We start from the raw sequence: 16,872 nt of genomic DNA, 5'->3' as shown, positions 1-16,872 counted from the left end.
GATGCACTTTATTGCATCTTTTTTTAATTACTTTACCTAGTTTTATATGAGATCTGCCTAAATAATGCTAAGTAAGGTAGTTATGAAATTGGACGGAATTTCTCAGCGACAAAAGGTAAAGAAGAAGGGACAGAGATAGTCTCCATTTCAGGATAACGTAATCCGGTTAATTTGCCACCAAATACAGCACCAGTATCAATATTGACTGTCTGATTGACGAATCGAGGTTCTGCTACTGGTGTATGTCCATATACAATCCAAGCTTGCCCCTTGTATTCTTGCGCCCAATCGCGACGGACAGGTGAGCCATCGGCATGCTTTTCTCCTGTAATATCGCCATATAATACAAAGGTTTGTACTTTTTTATCTCGTCTTCCTATGTAATCTTGCCGAATCCCAGCGTGACATACGATTACTCTTTTTTCATCTAGTATGTGGTAGAGCGGTGATTGTTCATAAAGAGTGATAAACTTTTCTTTTATAATGTTTTGCTTATTAGGAGGAAGTGCCTCATATTCAGCAACAGTTGTTTCAAGTCCGTGAGCGACTGTTACATTACGCCCAAGGAAAAATCGATATAGTTTATTACAGTGATTTCCAGGAGCGTAATAAGCTTCTTTTTTATGTATGACAAGTTCCCATACAATTTCAATCATACGTAATGAATGAGGACCACGGTCTGTAATATCGCCAACGAATGCAAGTTTACGTTGGTCAGGGTGAACCGGTAGACCGCTACTCCAGTTATATCCTAGCTTCTCTGTTAAATTTTGAAACTCTTGGAAGCATCCATGAATATCTCCTATAATGTCATATTTCATATTTAAACCTCCATCGTATTTTTCATTAGTATATCTAAAAAAGGATAGAGATAAAAATATAGCGTTTTTGTGTTGTTCATTTAAACATAAAGATTTTCGTTCTTGAGCGAACATTTAAAATGAATCCAATCGCAATCATGTATGTAAGCAGTGAACTTCCTCCGTAGCTCATAAGAGGTAATGTTATCCCTGTAATGGGAAGTAATCCGATTGTCATCCCGATATTTTGGAATACTTGGAAAGTAAACATTCCGATTGTACCAGCGCAAATGTAACTACCGAAAGGGTCATTACTTTCTAAAGCAATATGAATCATTCGAAAAATGAGTAAGAAAAAAAGAGAAATAATGACACTTGCGCCTAGAAATCCAAATTGTTCAGCGACATTAGTGAAAATAAAATCTGTATGTGGTTCTGGAAAATATACTTGTCCATTTTCCCACCCTTTTCCTTGCATTTCTCCGGATCCAGTCGCTAAGAATGCTTGTCTTAATTGATAGCCTTGTGCATCATATTTGTAAGGTGCTAACCATCCGTAGAAGCGATTTAATTGATATTCTTTTAAAATGTGTGCTTTAAAGAAATCTGTGTGAGTAAAAAAAATATATATTAATGTAGTTCCAGCAACGAAAGTAGCTGAAACTAATCCGAAAATAAAACGCCATCGTATGCCAGAAACTAGTATCATTGCTGCAAGCATCGCTGAAATGACCATTGTATTTCCTAAATCTGGTTCCTTTGCGATGAGTAGTAGTGGTGGCAAACTTGTTGCAAATATTTTTCCAAGTAGTAGAAAATCGTCATGTATTGTTTGGGAAAAATATTTCTCATTATGGTTTGCTATAATTCGTCCAATGACGATAATTAAAAATAATTTCATAATTTCAGAAGGCTGAAAATTTCCGATGCCTGGGAGCCTGTACCAAGCGGTAGCGCCTTTAATTGTAACGGCACCTGGTACTTGAAGTTCTAGTCCAATAAGTAGTACCATTGCAAAGCTGTACAAATACCAAGCAATTTTTTGATAACGATCGAAGTCGAGAATCATAATAACACCAATGGCTATAAATCCAATGAAATACCATTGGATTTGCTTTAGTACAAAATTGACGTTTTGTAAAAATGGCGGTAAAGAGGCTTGCGCACTTGCAATAGCACAACAACTAACAATCCCAATGGCAAATAAAATAAATAGTAATACGTAGTCTATTTGATATTGAGAATTTGGATCTTTCAATGTAGGTATTCCTTTCTACTGCTCTTTATAGTAATGGATTTTATCCCGCATTAATGGGCAGTAAGACCCCTACCTCGAAATTCAGCGAAAGCGAAGAAGTTAGGTGGGGGATCAACTGCCCGTAAAAGCCCGATTGGTGAGAGCTGATTAAAGTTTCACTTTATAGTATGAGAAAGAATGTATGAACTATACGAATGATTCACATATAGTCCATACACTTTTAATTTTGCAGAGTAGTTTAATTGTTTAACTCTTTAATAATTATATCCAAACAATGGGAAAGACGTACATGTGCGTCAGGAAAAATATCTAGTTGATGAAGATAGTATTTTAAGGAACTTTTACACCATTGGTAAGCACTAAGTAGAGCTGCTCTATAGTCTGTAGTATTTTGTAAAAAGCCATATTCTTTTGCTGTTATAACGAGGTGTGTGAAATCTTCACAACCTTGAAGGAGCTTATTGTGTATTTGTTGTCCAGCATGGTAGCGAAATTGACTTAAAGGCTCAGAAATGTATATTGCATTTCCTTTAGAAAGTAAAGAAATCCATGAGGCCATATCAACACTACAAGAATATTGTCGCTCTTTAAGGGTGCCAAAAGGTTCAGTGAGCAATTCCTTTCGGAACAAGGTAGTTGTAGGCTCACCGATAATGTTGTGTCCACCCTTTAACATCCAATTACCTAAAAATATCCCGTTTAATGGGGTGTCTTCACTATATAACCTTTGTGTTGGATGGGAATCACCTATTAGATTTCCATGATCATCAATGCGTACTCGATAAGAAGTAACAAGAGCAAGATTTTTATTGGGATCTTGCTCAAAATAGGTCATCATTTTTTGTATTTTATGCTTATAAAACACGTCATCGTCCATTAAAAAATTTATATACTCACCATTTGATTTTTCTATGAGCATAAGGTCATTGTGAAATTGTCCTAGAGTAGGGATATTTCGAATGTATGTTATATTTTTATAATTTGGTAAGTATTGTTCGCGTATTAAAGTTGCTGTTTCATCATTTGTACTATCATCTCCGATGATGATTTCAATATTAGAATAAGTTTGTGCCAATGCACTTTCTAGAGCAATTTTGAAATAATGAGGCCGATTATAAGTGGGAATAAGGATGGAAACGAGAGGTGGATTTTTTTCATTCATCATACATAACTTCCTTTCAGAAGCTTTTTTTTGTAAGAACAATATCTTGGTAACTTGTATATTCATGTCTGCCGCACCATAAACCGTAATGCGGCTTATTGATTATTTCTAGGCCGTACTTATTCAATAGATTGCAAATATCTGTCTCAGGATAAGCAACTGCGAAATTCGGAATATCTTTATTTACAACGTAGCAATTTTCGATTCGATGATAAAAACCTAATGTACTTTGTCCTGCATTTAAATAATAGGACGATTCAGGATTTATAAGAAAGAATGTAATGAAACATCTCCCGTCTTTTTTTAATACACGTACAATTTCAGATACGTAATGTTCTAATTCTTTTGGGAGAAGATGCGTAAATACAGAAGTTAAAAAGATAAAATCGAATGTCCCGTCTTCATAGGGGAAACGATATTGAGAGGCATCTTCTTTTCCTTCTGGATTATAGAATTGATTGTATATGTCAACATGTTCAAAGTGAAAATTATTACGCATAGTTGAAATGTTATTTTGACACCAAGTAATTCCATCTTTAAACAAATCAAATCCATAATACGCTCCATCATCATGTAAGTAATTCAATAATGGTACAGCCATTCGACCGACGCCGCAGCCTACATCTAATACTTTTTCATTTGGTTTTAAAGCGCCAATTTGAATAAAATGCTTTAGGAACTCTTTTCCAACTTTTTTGAAGTCGCCACCTACATATTGGACGAGTTCAGGAGGGGGGAGTAAAGTCATTTCTTTGTTAAGTTCACTCATGAGTATACCCCTTTCTTGTATGAGAAGATGCAGTAAATCTATTAATAAAATTTTCAATTTGTATTGAGAGAACACAGGAAAACAATTGTTATATGTAAGGAGATTCCGAAAAAGAATACTTAATTGGATTAGAAGTGAGAGAAGGATGAGTGAAAATGAAATCTCCTATAGATTAAATCTTTTTTATTCTTTTCTCCAATAAACGCCAAATACATCAATTTTAGTAATAGGGGCTTTTAAATTTCGTTGGTTTCTAAAGTCTGTCACAGCCTCAGCGCATGGCGGTAGCCCGTAGTCATCGATAATTATATAGCCACCTTTAGAAACTTTATCATATAAGTTCACGAGACCATCCATTGTGGATTCGTACATATCACCATCAAGCCGTGCAATTGCTATTTTTTCAATTGGTGCTGTTGGTAAAGTATCTTTAAACCAGCCTTTTAAAAATTTCACTTGATCATTTAGTAAATCATATTTTTTGAAATTCTCTTGTACTTGTTCTAAAGAGACGCGTAAGTAATCGAATGTGTGCAAATAATCACCGTAATCTTTTGGATATTGTTCTAGATTCGGTGCTGGCAAACCTTCAAATGAATCAGCGACCCACACATTACGATTCGTAATGTTGTTTGCTTGTAAAAAACCATTCATAAAAATGCACGATCCTCCGCGCCATACACCTGTTTCAATAAAATCTCCCTCTATATTTTCACGAACAACGGTTTCCATCGCCTCTTGTAATTGGTTCATACGTTCTCGACCGATCATGCTATGTGCTGCTCTTGGCCAATCCATTCCATCATGGCGTTCACTTTTTGAAACATTTGGTTTTACAATTTTTAAGTTATGGTTTTCAGCATATTGCTTAATGAATAAAGGGAGGGGGACTGTAACTGGCTCGAATTCTAGTTCTTTTGAAATATGTAGAGATGCGGGTAAGTATGCCTCATATTCTAACCATATTTCAAATAAAATGGTCTTCTTTAGCAATTCGAGATAAAGCTGAACAGCAGATTTACTTTCCATATTTGTGCCTCCTGCAAAATGTCATACAACAATATGATTATGTAGATAGCGAATGTTTCATGATTGAATTTGAAATTGAAAAAGCAGTAAAACTGATATCAGTTTTACTGCTAAGTAAAAAATTAAGCGATTTTTTCAATAATAATAGATGCATTTGTACCAACAGCTAATGATAGCCCAAGCCCTGTAACGATTACTTCAATTAATGATGGAGTTGTCGTAATTTGCGTAATTGCTTGAACAACGATAGGTGCTCCAACTGAGATTAAAGTGGCCCCAGTACCTGGAACAGATACCCCATTTACTTGGATTGTAAGTCCTCCTAATAGACTTACTGCTGCAGTGTATACGATAACGGTAATTTTATAGAATCCAGTTTGACTAATTACGAAAGTATCAGGATCTAATTGAGAAATTGCTGTACCAAACTGAGATCCAACAGTATTAAATGGTACTGGAGCATTAAGTCCAATATCCAAAGAAATCCCAGCGGAGTTAAATGCATACAATCCTGCTGGAAGCCCTAGTCCAGATGGTCCAGTCGGTCCAGTCGGTCCAGTAGCCCCAGTCGGCCCCGTAGGTCCAGTAGCCCCAGTGTCACCAGTCGGCCCTGTAGGTCCAGTAGCCCCAGTGTCACCAGTCGGCCCCGTAGGTCCAGTAGTCCCAGTGCCACCAGTCGGCCCCGTAGGTCCAGTAGCCCCAGTGTCACCAGTCGGCCCCGTAGGTCCAGTAGTCCCAGTGCCACCAGTCGGCCCCGTAGGTCCAGTAGTCCCAGTGCCACCAGTCGGCCCTGTAGGTCCTGTAGGTCCTGTAGGTCCAGTTGGCCCAGTCGGTCCAGTTGGCCCGGTAGGTACAGTCGGCCCCGTAGGTCCCGTAGGTCCAGTCGGCCCGGTCGGCCCAGTCGGAAGGGTAAACGGTGGTATCGGTGGTAATGTAGGTCCTACAAGATTAGGGTCAAATGCACTAGCTGATAAAGATTCATCGGGATTTAATCCATTTGAATAATTATTATTTGACATAAATTCACCTCCATAAAGCGTTCATTATATAGTAGATGCAAAACCGAAAGAAAATGACACGGACATTTGAATTATTGAAAAGAAATCTTAAACTACTTGAACAATTTAAAAAAATGGAAAGTTTAGTATATGTATAACATATGATTGATTTGGAAGAGGGTGATTATGTTGAACAAGCAAGGAATTACAATTAGTTTATGTATGATTGTTCGAGATGAGGAGGAGACAATAGCCCGTTGTTTAGAAACAGTTGAAAAAATTGTGGATGAAATTATAGTAGTTGATACAGGTTCCGTCGATCGAACGAAAGAAATCGTAGAGAAATACACTTCTAACATATATGATTTCCAGTGGATTGATGATTTTGCAGCAGCAAGAAATTTTTCTTTTTCAAAAGCGACGCAAGAGTATATATTGTGGCTAGATGCAGATGATGTCTTATTAGAAGATGCTCAAGAAGCATTGAAACTTTTAAAAAGAGAATTAGATCCTAAAATTGATGCTGTTTCGATGCCTTATCATCTTGCAATGGATTCTAACGGGAAACCTTTATATTGTACAAAAAGAAATCGACTTGTAAAGCGTGAAAAACAATTTCAATGGTTTGGAAAGGTTCATGAGTATTTAGCTATTTCTGGTGAGGTTTTTAGTAGTAATGTTGCTATTACACATAAAAAAGAAAAAAAAGTAACAAATCGTAATTTGAAAATTTTTCAAAATACTGTAGCGGCAGGTGAAGAATTAAGTCCGAGAGATTTATTTTATTACGCAAATGAATCTACGGATAACCAAAAATATGATGATGCAGTTCTTCTATATGAAACATTTCTTAATCAAGACGAAGGATGGTATGAAGAGAAAATTTATGCATGTGGTAAGTTAGGAGATTGCTATGCAAAGCTAGGAATGTGGGAGAAGGCAATCGAATCTTGTGTGAAGTCGTTTCGGTATGACGTCCCTAGAGGAGAGAATTGTACAAGAATAGGATATATATATATGGAACAAGAAAAATATAATGAAGCGATATTTTGGTTTAAACTTGCCACGGAAGTACCAATGGCAACGGAAAGTCCTTTCCATAGTCCAGCTAGCTACACATGGCTACCCTATTTACAAATGTGTATTTGTTATAGCAGGTTAGGGGAGCAGGATAAAGCGTATTATTACAATGAATTAGCAGCTTCTTATGTTCCGAATAATGCTGCAATTGAATATAACCGTAAATATTTTCGGGGAGTTTTTGATAAACCATATAAAGTGTAATAGGTTTCGTTTTTTAGAAATGATTTATCGCTATTCTAACTCTAATAGATTGGTTATATATTAGAGTATCAGTAACGTAACCAATATAAATAAAAGATTTTATACTGCTATTTGCGGGCTAATAATCATTGGGGGATGAACAAAATCTGCACTTTATAGAATTCATATGAGATTTATATTTCTAATTCAATTTGCATAAGGAGTGTGTGAAATGAATCGCGAAAAAAGTTCTTTATATGAAGAAAAATCCGAGCATTATTATAATGCAGCGAATCCGAATTTATTAAAGCATATAAAAAAGGAATGGAAAGAAGTTCTTGATATTGGTTGCTCGAGCGGTGCATTGGGAGCAGCTATTAAAGAAAACGGTACACGTGTATCAGGAATAGAGGCATTTCCAGAGGCGGCAGAAAAAGCGAAGGAAAGACTAGATCATGTTATTTTAGGGGATATAGAAAAAATAGATCTTCCTTATGAGGAGGGGCAATTTGATTGCGTCCTATTTGGGGATGTATTAGAGCATTTATTTGATCCGTGGGCTGTGATTGAAAAGGTTAAGCCATATATAAAGCAAAATGGTGTGATTTTAGCAAGTATACCAAACGTTGCTCATATTTCAGTATTAGCTCCCTTACTTGCTGGAAATTGGACGTATACAGAATATGGTTTATTAGATAAAACACATATTCGTTTCTTTACATTTAATGAAATGCTAAGAATGTTTTTAAAAGCAGGATATTCAATTAGTAAAGTAGATCGTGTATATGTTGATCATAAAATGTATGAGCCGCTTATTGAGGAGTTATATGGAATTTGTAAAAAATATCGTCTTGGAAGTGGCTTCATGGCTGAGACAGTTGTATTTCAGTATATTATTGAAGCTGAAAAATCACAATTATGAGTGCTGCAGACAAAACAATATTATTTGTTACATGCATAAATGATCGGAAATTGTATGCAAACTGCGTGCGACATATATTGCAATTGTTAGTACCGCCAGGGTATATTGTTCAATTTATGCCGATTCGAAATGCGAAAAGTATGACGAGTGGATACAATCAAGCCGTTTCGCATCCAGCGAAGTATAAAGTGTATTTACATCAAGATGTTTTTATTATAAATAGGGCTTTTTTATACGGATTACTTCAATTATTTGAGGAACATGAAAACCTTGGGATGATTGGGATGGTTGGAGCGCAATATGTTCCTCCGACTGGCGTATGGAACGAAGGGCGTGGAATTGTAGGAAAAGTCATTGGTTATATGAATGATTTGTTTTATATGGCAAGTTTAGAACAACCGTATCATGAATCAAAAACATTTATTCCTGTAGAATGTATTGATGGTTTATTAATGGCGACACAATATGATGTTCCGTGGCGAGAAGACTTATTTGACGGATTTGATTTTTATGATGTATCCCAATCATTTGAATTTAAAAAAGCAGGATATACAGTCGGTGTACCTGTACAGCGCGATGCTTGGTGTATCCATTATCATTTTGATGTGAATATGACGAACTATGAAAAGTATCGGAAAATATTTGTGGAACACTATATGTCAGATGTAAATAAGGAAGAATAAAAGGGGGGACAAAAATGAAAGATCATACAATATTAGTCGTTGTTTGTGTAAATAATGAGGAGCTTTTCAAACAATGTGAGAGCCAAATAAGAAACATTTTTGTTCCCCCAGGTTACACAGTACAAATTTTTCCGATACGAGATGCACAAAGTATGGCAAGTGCTTACAACCGAGCCCTTTCATATCCAGCGAAATACAAAGTGTATATACATCAAGATACATATCTTATTAATCGAGACATGTTTTCTACACTTATATCTCTGTTTAAAGAAAATGAAAAGCTTGGTTTAATAGGAGTCGCTGGGGCTCAGTTTTTACCGAATAACGGGATATGGTGGGAAGGGAAAAATTTAGTAGGGAAAGTGATTGAGTATAGAAGACGGAATTATCAATTATTAAATTTAGATCAGGTTTTTTATGGTAATCAACCATTTTTGTCAGTTCAGGCAATTGATGGTTTATTCATGGCAACGCAGTATGATATTCCGTGGCGAGAAGATTTGTTTCAAGGGTTTCACTTTTATGATGTGTCACAGTCTTTAGAGTTTCAAAGGGCTGGTTATTTAATCGGTATCCCAAATCAAGCAAATTTATGGTGTATTCATTACAACGGGGATGAGTTTGATGTGGATACATATGAGAAGTACCGGAAAGTGTTTGTAGAACATTACAAAGATATATTATCTCCATCATAAAGGAGAGATGAAAAGTGAAAGGAATTATTTTAGCAGGTGGTACTGGATCGAGATTATATCCAATAACGAAAGTAACGAATAAACATTTACTTCCTGTTGGTCGGTATCCGATGATTTATCATGCGGTATATAAGCTAAAACAATGCGATATTACAGATATTATGATTATTACGGGTAAAGAGCATATGGGGGATGTTGTTAGCTTTTTAGGGAGTGGTCATGAATTTGGAGTGTCCTTTACGTATCGTGTGCAAGATAAAGCGGGCGGGATCGCACAGGCGTTAGGGCTTTGTGAAGATTTCGTCGGGAATGATCGTATGGTAGTTATATTAGGGGATAATATTTTTTCAGATGATATTCTTCCGTATGTTGAAGAGTTTGCAAATCAAAAAGAAGGTGCGAAAGTGCTATTGCAATCTGTAGAAGATCCCGAAAGATTTGGCGTAGCACATATTCAAAACCGAAAAATAGTTGAAATTGAAGAAAAGCCGAAAGAGCCGAAAAGTTCTTATGCGGTTACGGGAATTTATTTGTATGATTCGAAAGTCTTTTCTTATATTAAAGAATTAAAACCTTCTGCACGGGGAGAACTTGAAATTACAGATATAAATAATTGGTATTTAAAACGAGGGGTACTTACTTATAATGAAATGAGCGGCTGGTGGACTGATGCGGGAACTCATGCTTCGCTTCAAAAGGCGAATACGTTAGCGCGTGATATTAATTTTGGGAAACAGTTTAACGGAGAATAGGTGAGAATATGAAAGTTGTAGAAACAAATTTTACCGATGCAAAATTGTTAGAACCGAGGTTGTTTGGAGACGAGCGTGGCTTTTTTTCAGAGAGTTATAATAAGCAGGTGCTAGAAACATTAGGGATAACGTATTCATTTGTACAGGATAACGTATCTTATTCGGCTAAGGCAGGAACGATTCGGGGACTACACTTTCAAAAAAAACCGAAAGCACAAACGAAACTCATTCAAGTTATGCAAGGGGCAATTTATGATGTTATCGTTGATTTACGAAAAAAATCACCAACATTTAAACAATGGAAAGGATATATTTTAAGTGCAGATAACCATCGGCAATTACTAGTGCCAAAAGGGTTTGCGCATGGATTTTGCACGCTTGTTCCGCATACTATCGTTATGTATAAAGTAGATGAATATTATAGCGCAGAGCATGACTCAGGATTACTTTGGGAAGATAAAGATTTAGCAATTCCTTGGCCAGTAACCAATCCTATATTGTCCGATAAGGATCAGATATTACCATTATTAGAGAAATATGAAGATAGTTTTTAAGTAGGAGCGTTGTTTATGAATATATTAGTGACAGGTGGGGCTGGATTTATTGGAAGTAATTTCGTTCATTACATGCTACAAAGTTATGAAACATATAAAATTATTAATTACGATGCCTTAACATATAGCGGGAATTTAAATAACGTAAAATCTCTTCTGGATCACCCGAATTACTCTTTTGTAAAGGGAGAAATTCAAAATGGAGAGCTATTAGAACACGTTATAAAAGAGCGAAACGTACAAGTGATTGTAAATTTTGCAGCCGAATCACATGTGGACCGTAGTATTGAAAATCCGATTCCTTTTTATGATACAAATGTAATTGGGACGGTCACTTTATTAGAACTAGTTAAAAAATATTCGCATATAAAACTTGTGCAAGTATCAACGGATGAAGTGTATGGCTCTTTAGGAAAAACAGGGAAGTTCACAGAGAAAACGCCGTTAGCTCCAAATAGTCCATATTCTTCAAGTAAGGCGAGCGCGGACATGATAGCTCTATCTTACTATAAAACATATCAATTACCGGTTATAGTAACGCGTTGTTCTAACAATTATGGACCGTACCAGTATCCTGAAAAATTAATTCCATTAATGGTTACGAATGCACTAGAAGGAAAAAAACTACCGTTATATGGTGATGGTTTAAATGTAAGAGATTGGTTACATGTAACGGATCATTGCAGTGCGATTGATGTTGTTCTGCATAAGGGACGTGTAGGAGAAGTATATAATATAGGTGGAAATAATGAAAAAACAAATGTAGAAGTTGTGGAACAAATTATTACTCTTTTAGGAAAAACAAAAAAAGACATTGAATATGTTACAGATCGTTTAGGGCACGATCGTCGTTATGCGATTGATGCAGAGAAAATGAAGAATGAATTTGATTGGGAACCGAAATACACGTTTGAACAAGGATTACAAGAGACGGTGAAATGGTATGAAAAGAATAAGGAATGGTGGAAACCACTAAAAGATTAGTAAGGGGCATGTTAAATGAAAGAGAGGGTTATCATAACAGGAGCAAACGGTCAATTAGGAAAGCAACTATTTGAAGAGTTAGACTCTGAAGAATATGATATATATCCATTTGATAAAAAGTTATTAGATGTGACAAATATATCCCGAATACAACAAGTGGTACAAGAAATAAAACCACATATAATTATTCATTGTGCTGCCTATACGAAAGTAGATCATGCGGAGAAAGAACAGGATTTTGCGTATAGAATAAATGCAATCGGAGCTCGAAATGTAGCGGTTGCTTCACAATTAGTAGGGGCGAAGCTAGTTTATATTAGTACTGATTATGTATTTCAAGGTGCCAGACCAGATGGATACGACGAATTTCATAGTCCAGCGCCGATAAATATATATGGGGCCTCTAAGTATGCGGGGGAGCAGTTCGTCAAAGAGTTACATAATAAATATTTTATCGTTCGCACATCGTGGCTATATGGTAAATATGGAAATAATTTCGTGAAAACGATGATGCGATTAGGAAAAGAAAGAGATGAAATATCCGTTGTAGCGGATCAAGTTGGCTCTCCTACGTATGTGGCGGATTTAAATATGGTTATTAATAAGCTCATTCATACTTCTTTATACGGTACATACCACGTATCAAACAGTGGTTCATGCTCTTGGTTTGAATTTGCACAAAAGATATTTTCATACGCCAATATGAAAGTGAATGTATTACCTGTTTCAACGGAAGAATTCGGGGCTGCAGCTGCGAGGCCCAAATATTCTATCTTTCAACATAACATGCTACGATTAAATGGTTTTTCACAAATGCCGTCTTGGGAAGAAGGATTAGAGCGGTTTTTTATAGAAACCAAAAGTCATTAACAAATTTCTGTTAATGACTTTTTTGTTTGCCTTTAAGCGGTTTTATGGTACTATAATTATAGTATCAGGTACTAATAACAAGTATAAGTATTTCTGGGAGGATATATCATGGAACTATTACAAGGGAAAACATTTGTTGTTATGGGCGTTGCGAACCAAAGAAGTATTGCATGGGGAATAGCTCGCTCTTTGCATAATGCAGGTGCAAAATTAATATTCACATATGCAGGAGAACGTTTAGAAAGAAACGTTCGTGAATTAGCGGACACATTAGAAGGACAAGAATCACTTGTATTACCTTGTGATGTAACGAATGATGAGGAACTTACAGCTTGCTTTGAAACAATTAAACAAGAAGTAGGTACTATTCACGGTGTAGCACATTGTATTGCTTTTGCAAATCGCGATGACTTAAAAGGTGAATTTGTAGATACTTCTCGCGATGGATTTTTACTTGCACAAAATATTAGCGCATTCTCTTTAACAGCTGTAGCAAGAGAAGCGAAGAAAGTAATGACAGAAGGCGGAAATATTTTAACATTAACATACCTTGGCGGCGAGCGCGTTGTGAAAAATTATAACGTTATGGGTGTTGCGAAAGCTTCATTAGAAGCGAGCGTGAAATATTTAGCGAACGATTTAGGTCAACACGGTATTCGTGTTAACGCTATTTCTGCAGGACCAATTCGTACGTTATCTGCAAAAGGTGTAGGCGATTTCAACTCAATCTTAAGAGAAATTGAGGAGCGCGCACCACTTCGTCGTACAACAACGCAAGAAGAAGTTGGCGATACAGCAGTATTCCTATTCAGTGATTTAGCACGCGGTGTAACAGGAGAAAACATTCATGTTGATTCAGGGTATCATATCCTAGGATAAATATAATATTAATTTTTAAAGGACAATCTCTAAATGCTGAGATTGTCCTTTTTATTTGTTCTTAGAAAGAACGATTTTTAACGAAAGTTCTTACCACGTGATGAATATAACTATAATAGTACACGATTTATTTAGCTACGTATGGAAGTGGGAGGGACGAGTGTGAAGAATAAAAATAAAAGTTCAACAGTTGGAAAACCGTTGTTATATATCACGCAAGTAAGTTTAGAACTTGCTGCACCGAAAATAAAAAGGATTATCCTGACAAACTTTGAAAATGAAGATCAAAAAGAGAAAAGTAATAGACAGGAAAATATTGTAAGAAGTGCTGTGGAAGAGGTAATAGAACAAGAACAACAAGAAGAGCAGCAAGTGGAAGAAAAAATAGAAGAAGAAAAAGAAGAACACATAGAACAAGAAGAGCAAGAACCAGAACCAGTAAGAACTGTCCCGTATAATAAATCATTTAAGGATATGAATAATGATGAAAAAATTCATTTTTTACTAAACCGCCCTCATTACATTCCGAAAGTAAGATGCAGAATAAAAACAGCTACAGTCTCATATGTTGGATCGATCATATCGTATCGTCATGGCATTGTATCTATTATGCCGCAAAATAGTATGAGAGATATTAGGTTGTCTATAGATGATATCCAATCGATTAGTATGGCCGGTTTTTAAATATGTAAAGGTGGTAGAAAGCTTCTACCACCCCAATAGTTTTTTAGTTTACTTTACGATAGAAACGTCGCGTAAGCATTGAATCGCACAGAAACAGCTTAAATCAACAGTAATGCAAGTAGTTGTAGATATTAATCTTGCATTTGGTACAGCTAAAAACGTACAAATTGGATCGTCACCAGGTGGTACCGGAGTACCGTCACCTAATACTACAGTTAATACACGTAGCACAGCACAGCTATCATCATCTACACTTTCCACACGGAAAATTGGAGATCGGCAGCTAGTAAGGCTTGAAGATGGTGCAAATGCTTCAAAAGGTTCTCCAGTTTTTGTGTATAAAATAAAAGGGCGTGTATTTGCTACTGATGCAGTATTGTGTGCACCTAAAAATGGGATTTCACAACCAGATCCACATGTTGTTGTAGAACAATCTTGTAATTCATTGATGAATTTTACAACGTCAACTACACAATGAGAAGAGCCATGGTGTTTATTTTCGTTACAACTCATTAATGTCACTCCTTATCTTCTTGTTTGTATTTACATTAATAAGATATTGGAGTCGAGGAGATTTGGTCACAATCTCAAGACCTTTTTTTTTAAATAGGCGAAAGAGGATAAGGGTAGGTGGAATTATGCTGTTTACAAGCTGGCTTTTATTTTTTATTTTTGCGTTAGCTGCTTTTAGGCTCACTCGTTTAATTGTTTATGATAAAATTACAGCCTTTTTGCGAAGACCATTTATTGATGAATTAGAGATTACGGAGCCGGATGGAAGTGTATCAACGTTTACAAAAGTGAAAGGTAATGGATTAAGAAAGTGGATTGGCGAATTATTAAGCTGTTATTGGTGTACAGGTGTATGGGTTAGTGCTTTTTTATTAGTCTTATATAATTGGATCCCTATCGTTGCGGAACCGTTACTTGCATTATTAGCTATTGCAGGAGCGGCAGCAATCATTGAAACAATTACAGGATATTTTATGGGAGAATAATATATTTTCATAATACGAGAAAAAGCGGAGTTTAAAAGAATGAGGGAACGGAAATAAAGAGTTGTTCATATAGTAAATAGACAGAATTGACAGTAGAGGAGATGTTTGCTGTGAGCAATAATCTAAGGCAGAATTCATATGACCTGCAGCAGTGGTATCATATACAGCAACAACACCAAGCACAACAACAGGCATATCAAGAACAATTACAACAACAAGGATTTGTGAAGAAAAAGGGATGCAATTGTGGGAAAAAGAAGAACACAATAAAACAATATGAAGAATGAAACACTCATGCTACTGTGAGTGTTTTTTATTATATATAAAAAGCGGTATTTCTGTATAAGAAATACCGCTTTTTACTAGCTAATTTGTGCAACTGTTAATGCTGCAGCACGAATGTCTACAGTTCCAATTAACTGAACTGGCACAATTTGAATTAAGTCACCAGGATTTAAGTTAATAAGAATAACACCGCTGGATACGTCTACTTCACCAGTACCAATAACGTTAGAACGAACTGCTGTACCTGATCCAGGAATAATGTTAGCTGGTGTATTTAATGATAAGAAGAAACGACCAGCTTCTGGTGCAGTAGGTACGTTATCAAGACTAATTGTTAATGTATAACTAATTTGATAAATACCAGCTCGTAGAATTCGAATGCCATCTCCGACACTTACTGTATCATTTATTACAGGAACAGTAATATTTGGGTTTGGACTTACGCTAGGTAATAATAGTGGTGTAAATAGTGAAGCAAACTGAGGTGCAGACGCGTTGAAAGCAAAACCAAAGGCAGGTAGTGTACTAGCTGGCTTCGCCTCACAATCGATTTTAGTAAATTCGCAATCAGAAGAGAACATGTTTTTCACTCCTTTATCTGTTTCTACTTTCAGTTAATGAAAAGGACAGGTTCTATGTTCTAGACAAGTTCCCAATTTTAAGAAATTTACATAAGAATACTCTTTAAGCATGGATTGGGTGGCAGAATACTCTGCCACCCAATCCATGCTTAACTCATTATTTAGTTTTAAATAGAAACATCACGTAAGCATTGAATAGCGCAGAAGCAACTTAAATCAACAGTAATGCAAGTGGAGGTTGATATTAGTCTTGCATTTGGTACAGCTAAAAACGTACAGATTGGGTCGTCACCAGGTGGTACAGCGGTACCATCACCTAAAACTACAGTTAATACACGCAATACAGCACAGTCATCATCATCTATACTTTCTACGCGGAAAATAGGAGATCGGCAGCTAGTAAGGCTTGAAGATGGTGCAAATGCTTCAAAAGGTTCTCCAGTTTTTGTGTATAAAATAAAAGGACGTGTATTCGCTACTGATGCATTGTTATGTGCACCTAAAAATGGAACTTCGCAACCAGATCCACATGTTGTCGTTGCACATTCTTGTAGTTCATGTATAAAACGAACAACATTCGATACACAGTTGAAATCACACTCATGTTGATGATCTTCATTACAATTGCAGCTCATTATGTTCACTCCTTCTCGTGAGTTCTGACATACACTATTACAATATGAGTGGGATATGGCTGATATTACGT

The 16,872-nt window shown here is 36.2% G+C and carries 21 protein-coding genes; 12 read left to right on the top strand and 9 right to left on the bottom strand.

What is annotated here, in order from left to right; translation table 11 throughout:
* Positions 1-80 precede the first annotated feature (80 nt).
* The 6 genes from prpE to ACTFR8_RS08100 all read right to left on the bottom strand — a co-directional run bounded on the left by prpE (position 81) and on the right by ACTFR8_RS08100 (position 6,037).
* Positions 81-821 (bottom strand): bis(5'-nucleosyl)-tetraphosphatase PrpE, encoded by a 741-nt coding sequence (prpE, locus tag ACTFR8_RS08125; RefSeq protein WP_000872694.1) that lies wholly within the window; start codon positions 819-821, stop codon positions 81-83.
* Between the two features lie 76 nt (positions 822-897).
* The gene (locus tag ACTFR8_RS08120) at positions 898-2,058 is read right to left on the bottom strand and encodes an FtsW/RodA/SpoVE family cell cycle protein (protein ID WP_000654704.1); all 1,161 of its coding nucleotides are present in this window, start codon (positions 2,056-2,058) and stop codon (positions 898-900) included.
* A gap of 238 nt (positions 2,059-2,296) precedes the next feature.
* Positions 2,297-3,223 (bottom strand): glycosyltransferase family 2 protein, encoded by a 927-nt coding sequence (locus ACTFR8_RS08115; RefSeq protein ID WP_002004643.1) that lies wholly within the window; start codon positions 3,221-3,223, stop codon positions 2,297-2,299.
* 13 nt (positions 3,224-3,236) lie between these two features.
* Positions 3,237-3,989, bottom strand: coding sequence for a class I SAM-dependent methyltransferase (locus ACTFR8_RS08110; protein ID WP_001292836.1), 753 nt, complete (start codon positions 3,987-3,989; stop codon positions 3,237-3,239).
* 183 nt (positions 3,990-4,172) lie between these two features.
* Complete coding sequence (locus ACTFR8_RS08105) at positions 4,173-5,018, bottom strand: TylF/MycF family methyltransferase (protein ID WP_000444386.1); 846 nt, start codon at positions 5,016-5,018, stop codon at positions 4,173-4,175.
* 122 nt (positions 5,019-5,140) lie between these two features.
* Entirely contained in the window at positions 5,141-6,037 is an 897-nt protein-coding gene (locus ACTFR8_RS08100) for a BclA C-terminal domain-containing protein (RefSeq protein ID WP_061139696.1), read from the bottom strand.
* A gap of 165 nt (positions 6,038-6,202) precedes the next feature.
* On the opposite strand from ACTFR8_RS08100, the gene ACTFR8_RS08095 reads away from it, so the two are divergent.
* From ACTFR8_RS08095 to ACTFR8_RS08050, 10 genes are all read left to right on the top strand, one after another.
* Positions 6,203-7,300, top strand: coding sequence for a glycosyltransferase (locus tag ACTFR8_RS08095; RefSeq protein WP_000932913.1), 1,098 nt, complete (start codon positions 6,203-6,205; stop codon positions 7,298-7,300).
* A gap of 211 nt (positions 7,301-7,511) precedes the next feature.
* Positions 7,512-8,201, top strand: coding sequence for a class I SAM-dependent methyltransferase (locus ACTFR8_RS08090; protein ID WP_001078432.1), 690 nt, complete (start codon positions 7,512-7,514; stop codon positions 8,199-8,201).
* Positions 8,198-8,884: a glycosyltransferase family protein gene (locus ACTFR8_RS08085; RefSeq protein WP_001271191.1), complete on the top strand. Its 687-nt coding sequence runs from the start codon at positions 8,198-8,200 to the stop codon at positions 8,882-8,884. Before ACTFR8_RS08090 ends, ACTFR8_RS08085 begins: the two co-directional genes overlap by 4 nt.
* Before the next feature lie 14 nt (positions 8,885-8,898).
* Positions 8,899-9,579 (top strand): glycosyltransferase family protein, encoded by a 681-nt coding sequence (locus ACTFR8_RS08080; RefSeq protein ID WP_252209887.1) that lies wholly within the window; start codon positions 8,899-8,901, stop codon positions 9,577-9,579.
* Positions 9,580-9,593: 14 nt separating this feature from the next.
* Complete coding sequence (locus ACTFR8_RS08075) at positions 9,594-10,331, top strand: sugar phosphate nucleotidyltransferase (protein ID WP_000676160.1); 738 nt, start codon at positions 9,594-9,596, stop codon at positions 10,329-10,331.
* Positions 10,332-10,339: 8 nt separating this feature from the next.
* A complete protein-coding gene (gene rfbC, locus ACTFR8_RS08070) occupies positions 10,340-10,885 on the top strand; it encodes a dTDP-4-dehydrorhamnose 3,5-epimerase (protein WP_252209889.1) in 546 nt (181 codons plus the stop codon).
* A gap of 15 nt (positions 10,886-10,900) precedes the next feature.
* The gene (gene rfbB / locus ACTFR8_RS08065; RefSeq protein ID WP_001024163.1) at positions 10,901-11,869 is read left to right on the top strand and encodes a dTDP-glucose 4,6-dehydratase; all 969 of its coding nucleotides are present in this window, start codon (positions 10,901-10,903) and stop codon (positions 11,867-11,869) included.
* A 15-nt stretch (positions 11,870-11,884) separates the two neighbouring features.
* Positions 11,885-12,739 (top strand): dTDP-4-dehydrorhamnose reductase, encoded by an 855-nt coding sequence (gene rfbD, locus ACTFR8_RS08060; RefSeq protein ID WP_048568771.1) that lies wholly within the window; start codon positions 11,885-11,887, stop codon positions 12,737-12,739.
* A 108-nt stretch (positions 12,740-12,847) separates the two neighbouring features.
* Positions 12,848-13,618 carry an enoyl-ACP reductase FabI gene (fabI, locus tag ACTFR8_RS08055; protein ID WP_000421886.1) on the top strand — a complete coding sequence of 257 codons (771 nt, stop codon included), beginning with the start codon at positions 12,848-12,850 and terminating at the stop codon, positions 13,616-13,618.
* Between the two features lie 141 nt (positions 13,619-13,759).
* Entirely contained in the window at positions 13,760-14,302 is a 543-nt protein-coding gene (locus ACTFR8_RS08050; RefSeq protein ID WP_002196304.1) for a spore coat CotO family protein, read from the top strand.
* Positions 14,303-14,350: 48 nt separating this feature from the next.
* Here the strand turns inward: ACTFR8_RS08050 and exsY are convergent, their stop codons facing one another.
* Positions 14,351-14,815, bottom strand: coding sequence for an exosporium assembly protein ExsY (gene exsY / locus ACTFR8_RS08045; protein ID WP_001277743.1), 465 nt, complete (start codon positions 14,813-14,815; stop codon positions 14,351-14,353).
* 125 nt (positions 14,816-14,940) lie between these two features.
* Between exsY and ACTFR8_RS08040 the strand changes: the two genes are divergently transcribed.
* Complete coding sequence (locus ACTFR8_RS08040; RefSeq protein ID WP_000899664.1) at positions 14,941-15,300, top strand: DUF1360 domain-containing protein; 360 nt, start codon at positions 14,941-14,943, stop codon at positions 15,298-15,300.
* Between the two features lie 101 nt (positions 15,301-15,401).
* Positions 15,402-15,587 carry a hypothetical protein gene (locus ACTFR8_RS08035; protein WP_021727509.1) on the top strand — a complete coding sequence of 62 codons (186 nt, stop codon included), beginning with the start codon at positions 15,402-15,404 and terminating at the stop codon, positions 15,585-15,587.
* 75 nt (positions 15,588-15,662) lie between these two features.
* On the opposite strand, the gene exsF is transcribed toward ACTFR8_RS08035, so the two are convergent.
* Positions 15,663-16,166, bottom strand: coding sequence for an exosporium protein ExsF (exsF, locus tag ACTFR8_RS08030; protein WP_000492943.1), 504 nt, complete (start codon positions 16,164-16,166; stop codon positions 15,663-15,665).
* 167 nt (positions 16,167-16,333) lie between these two features.
* Positions 16,334-16,801: a spore coat protein CotY gene (gene cotY / locus ACTFR8_RS08025; protein ID WP_001277719.1), complete on the bottom strand. Its 468-nt coding sequence runs from the start codon at positions 16,799-16,801 to the stop codon at positions 16,334-16,336.
* Positions 16,802-16,872 lie beyond the last annotated feature (71 nt).

The organism is Bacillus cereus group sp. MYBK15-3 (assembly GCF_051916765.1).
Classification (GTDB): Bacteria; Bacillota; Bacilli; order Bacillales; family Bacillaceae_G; genus Bacillus_A; species Bacillus_A cereus.
Note: the sequence above shows the minus strand (reverse complement) of the source record. Positions and strands in the feature narration are given on the sequence as shown.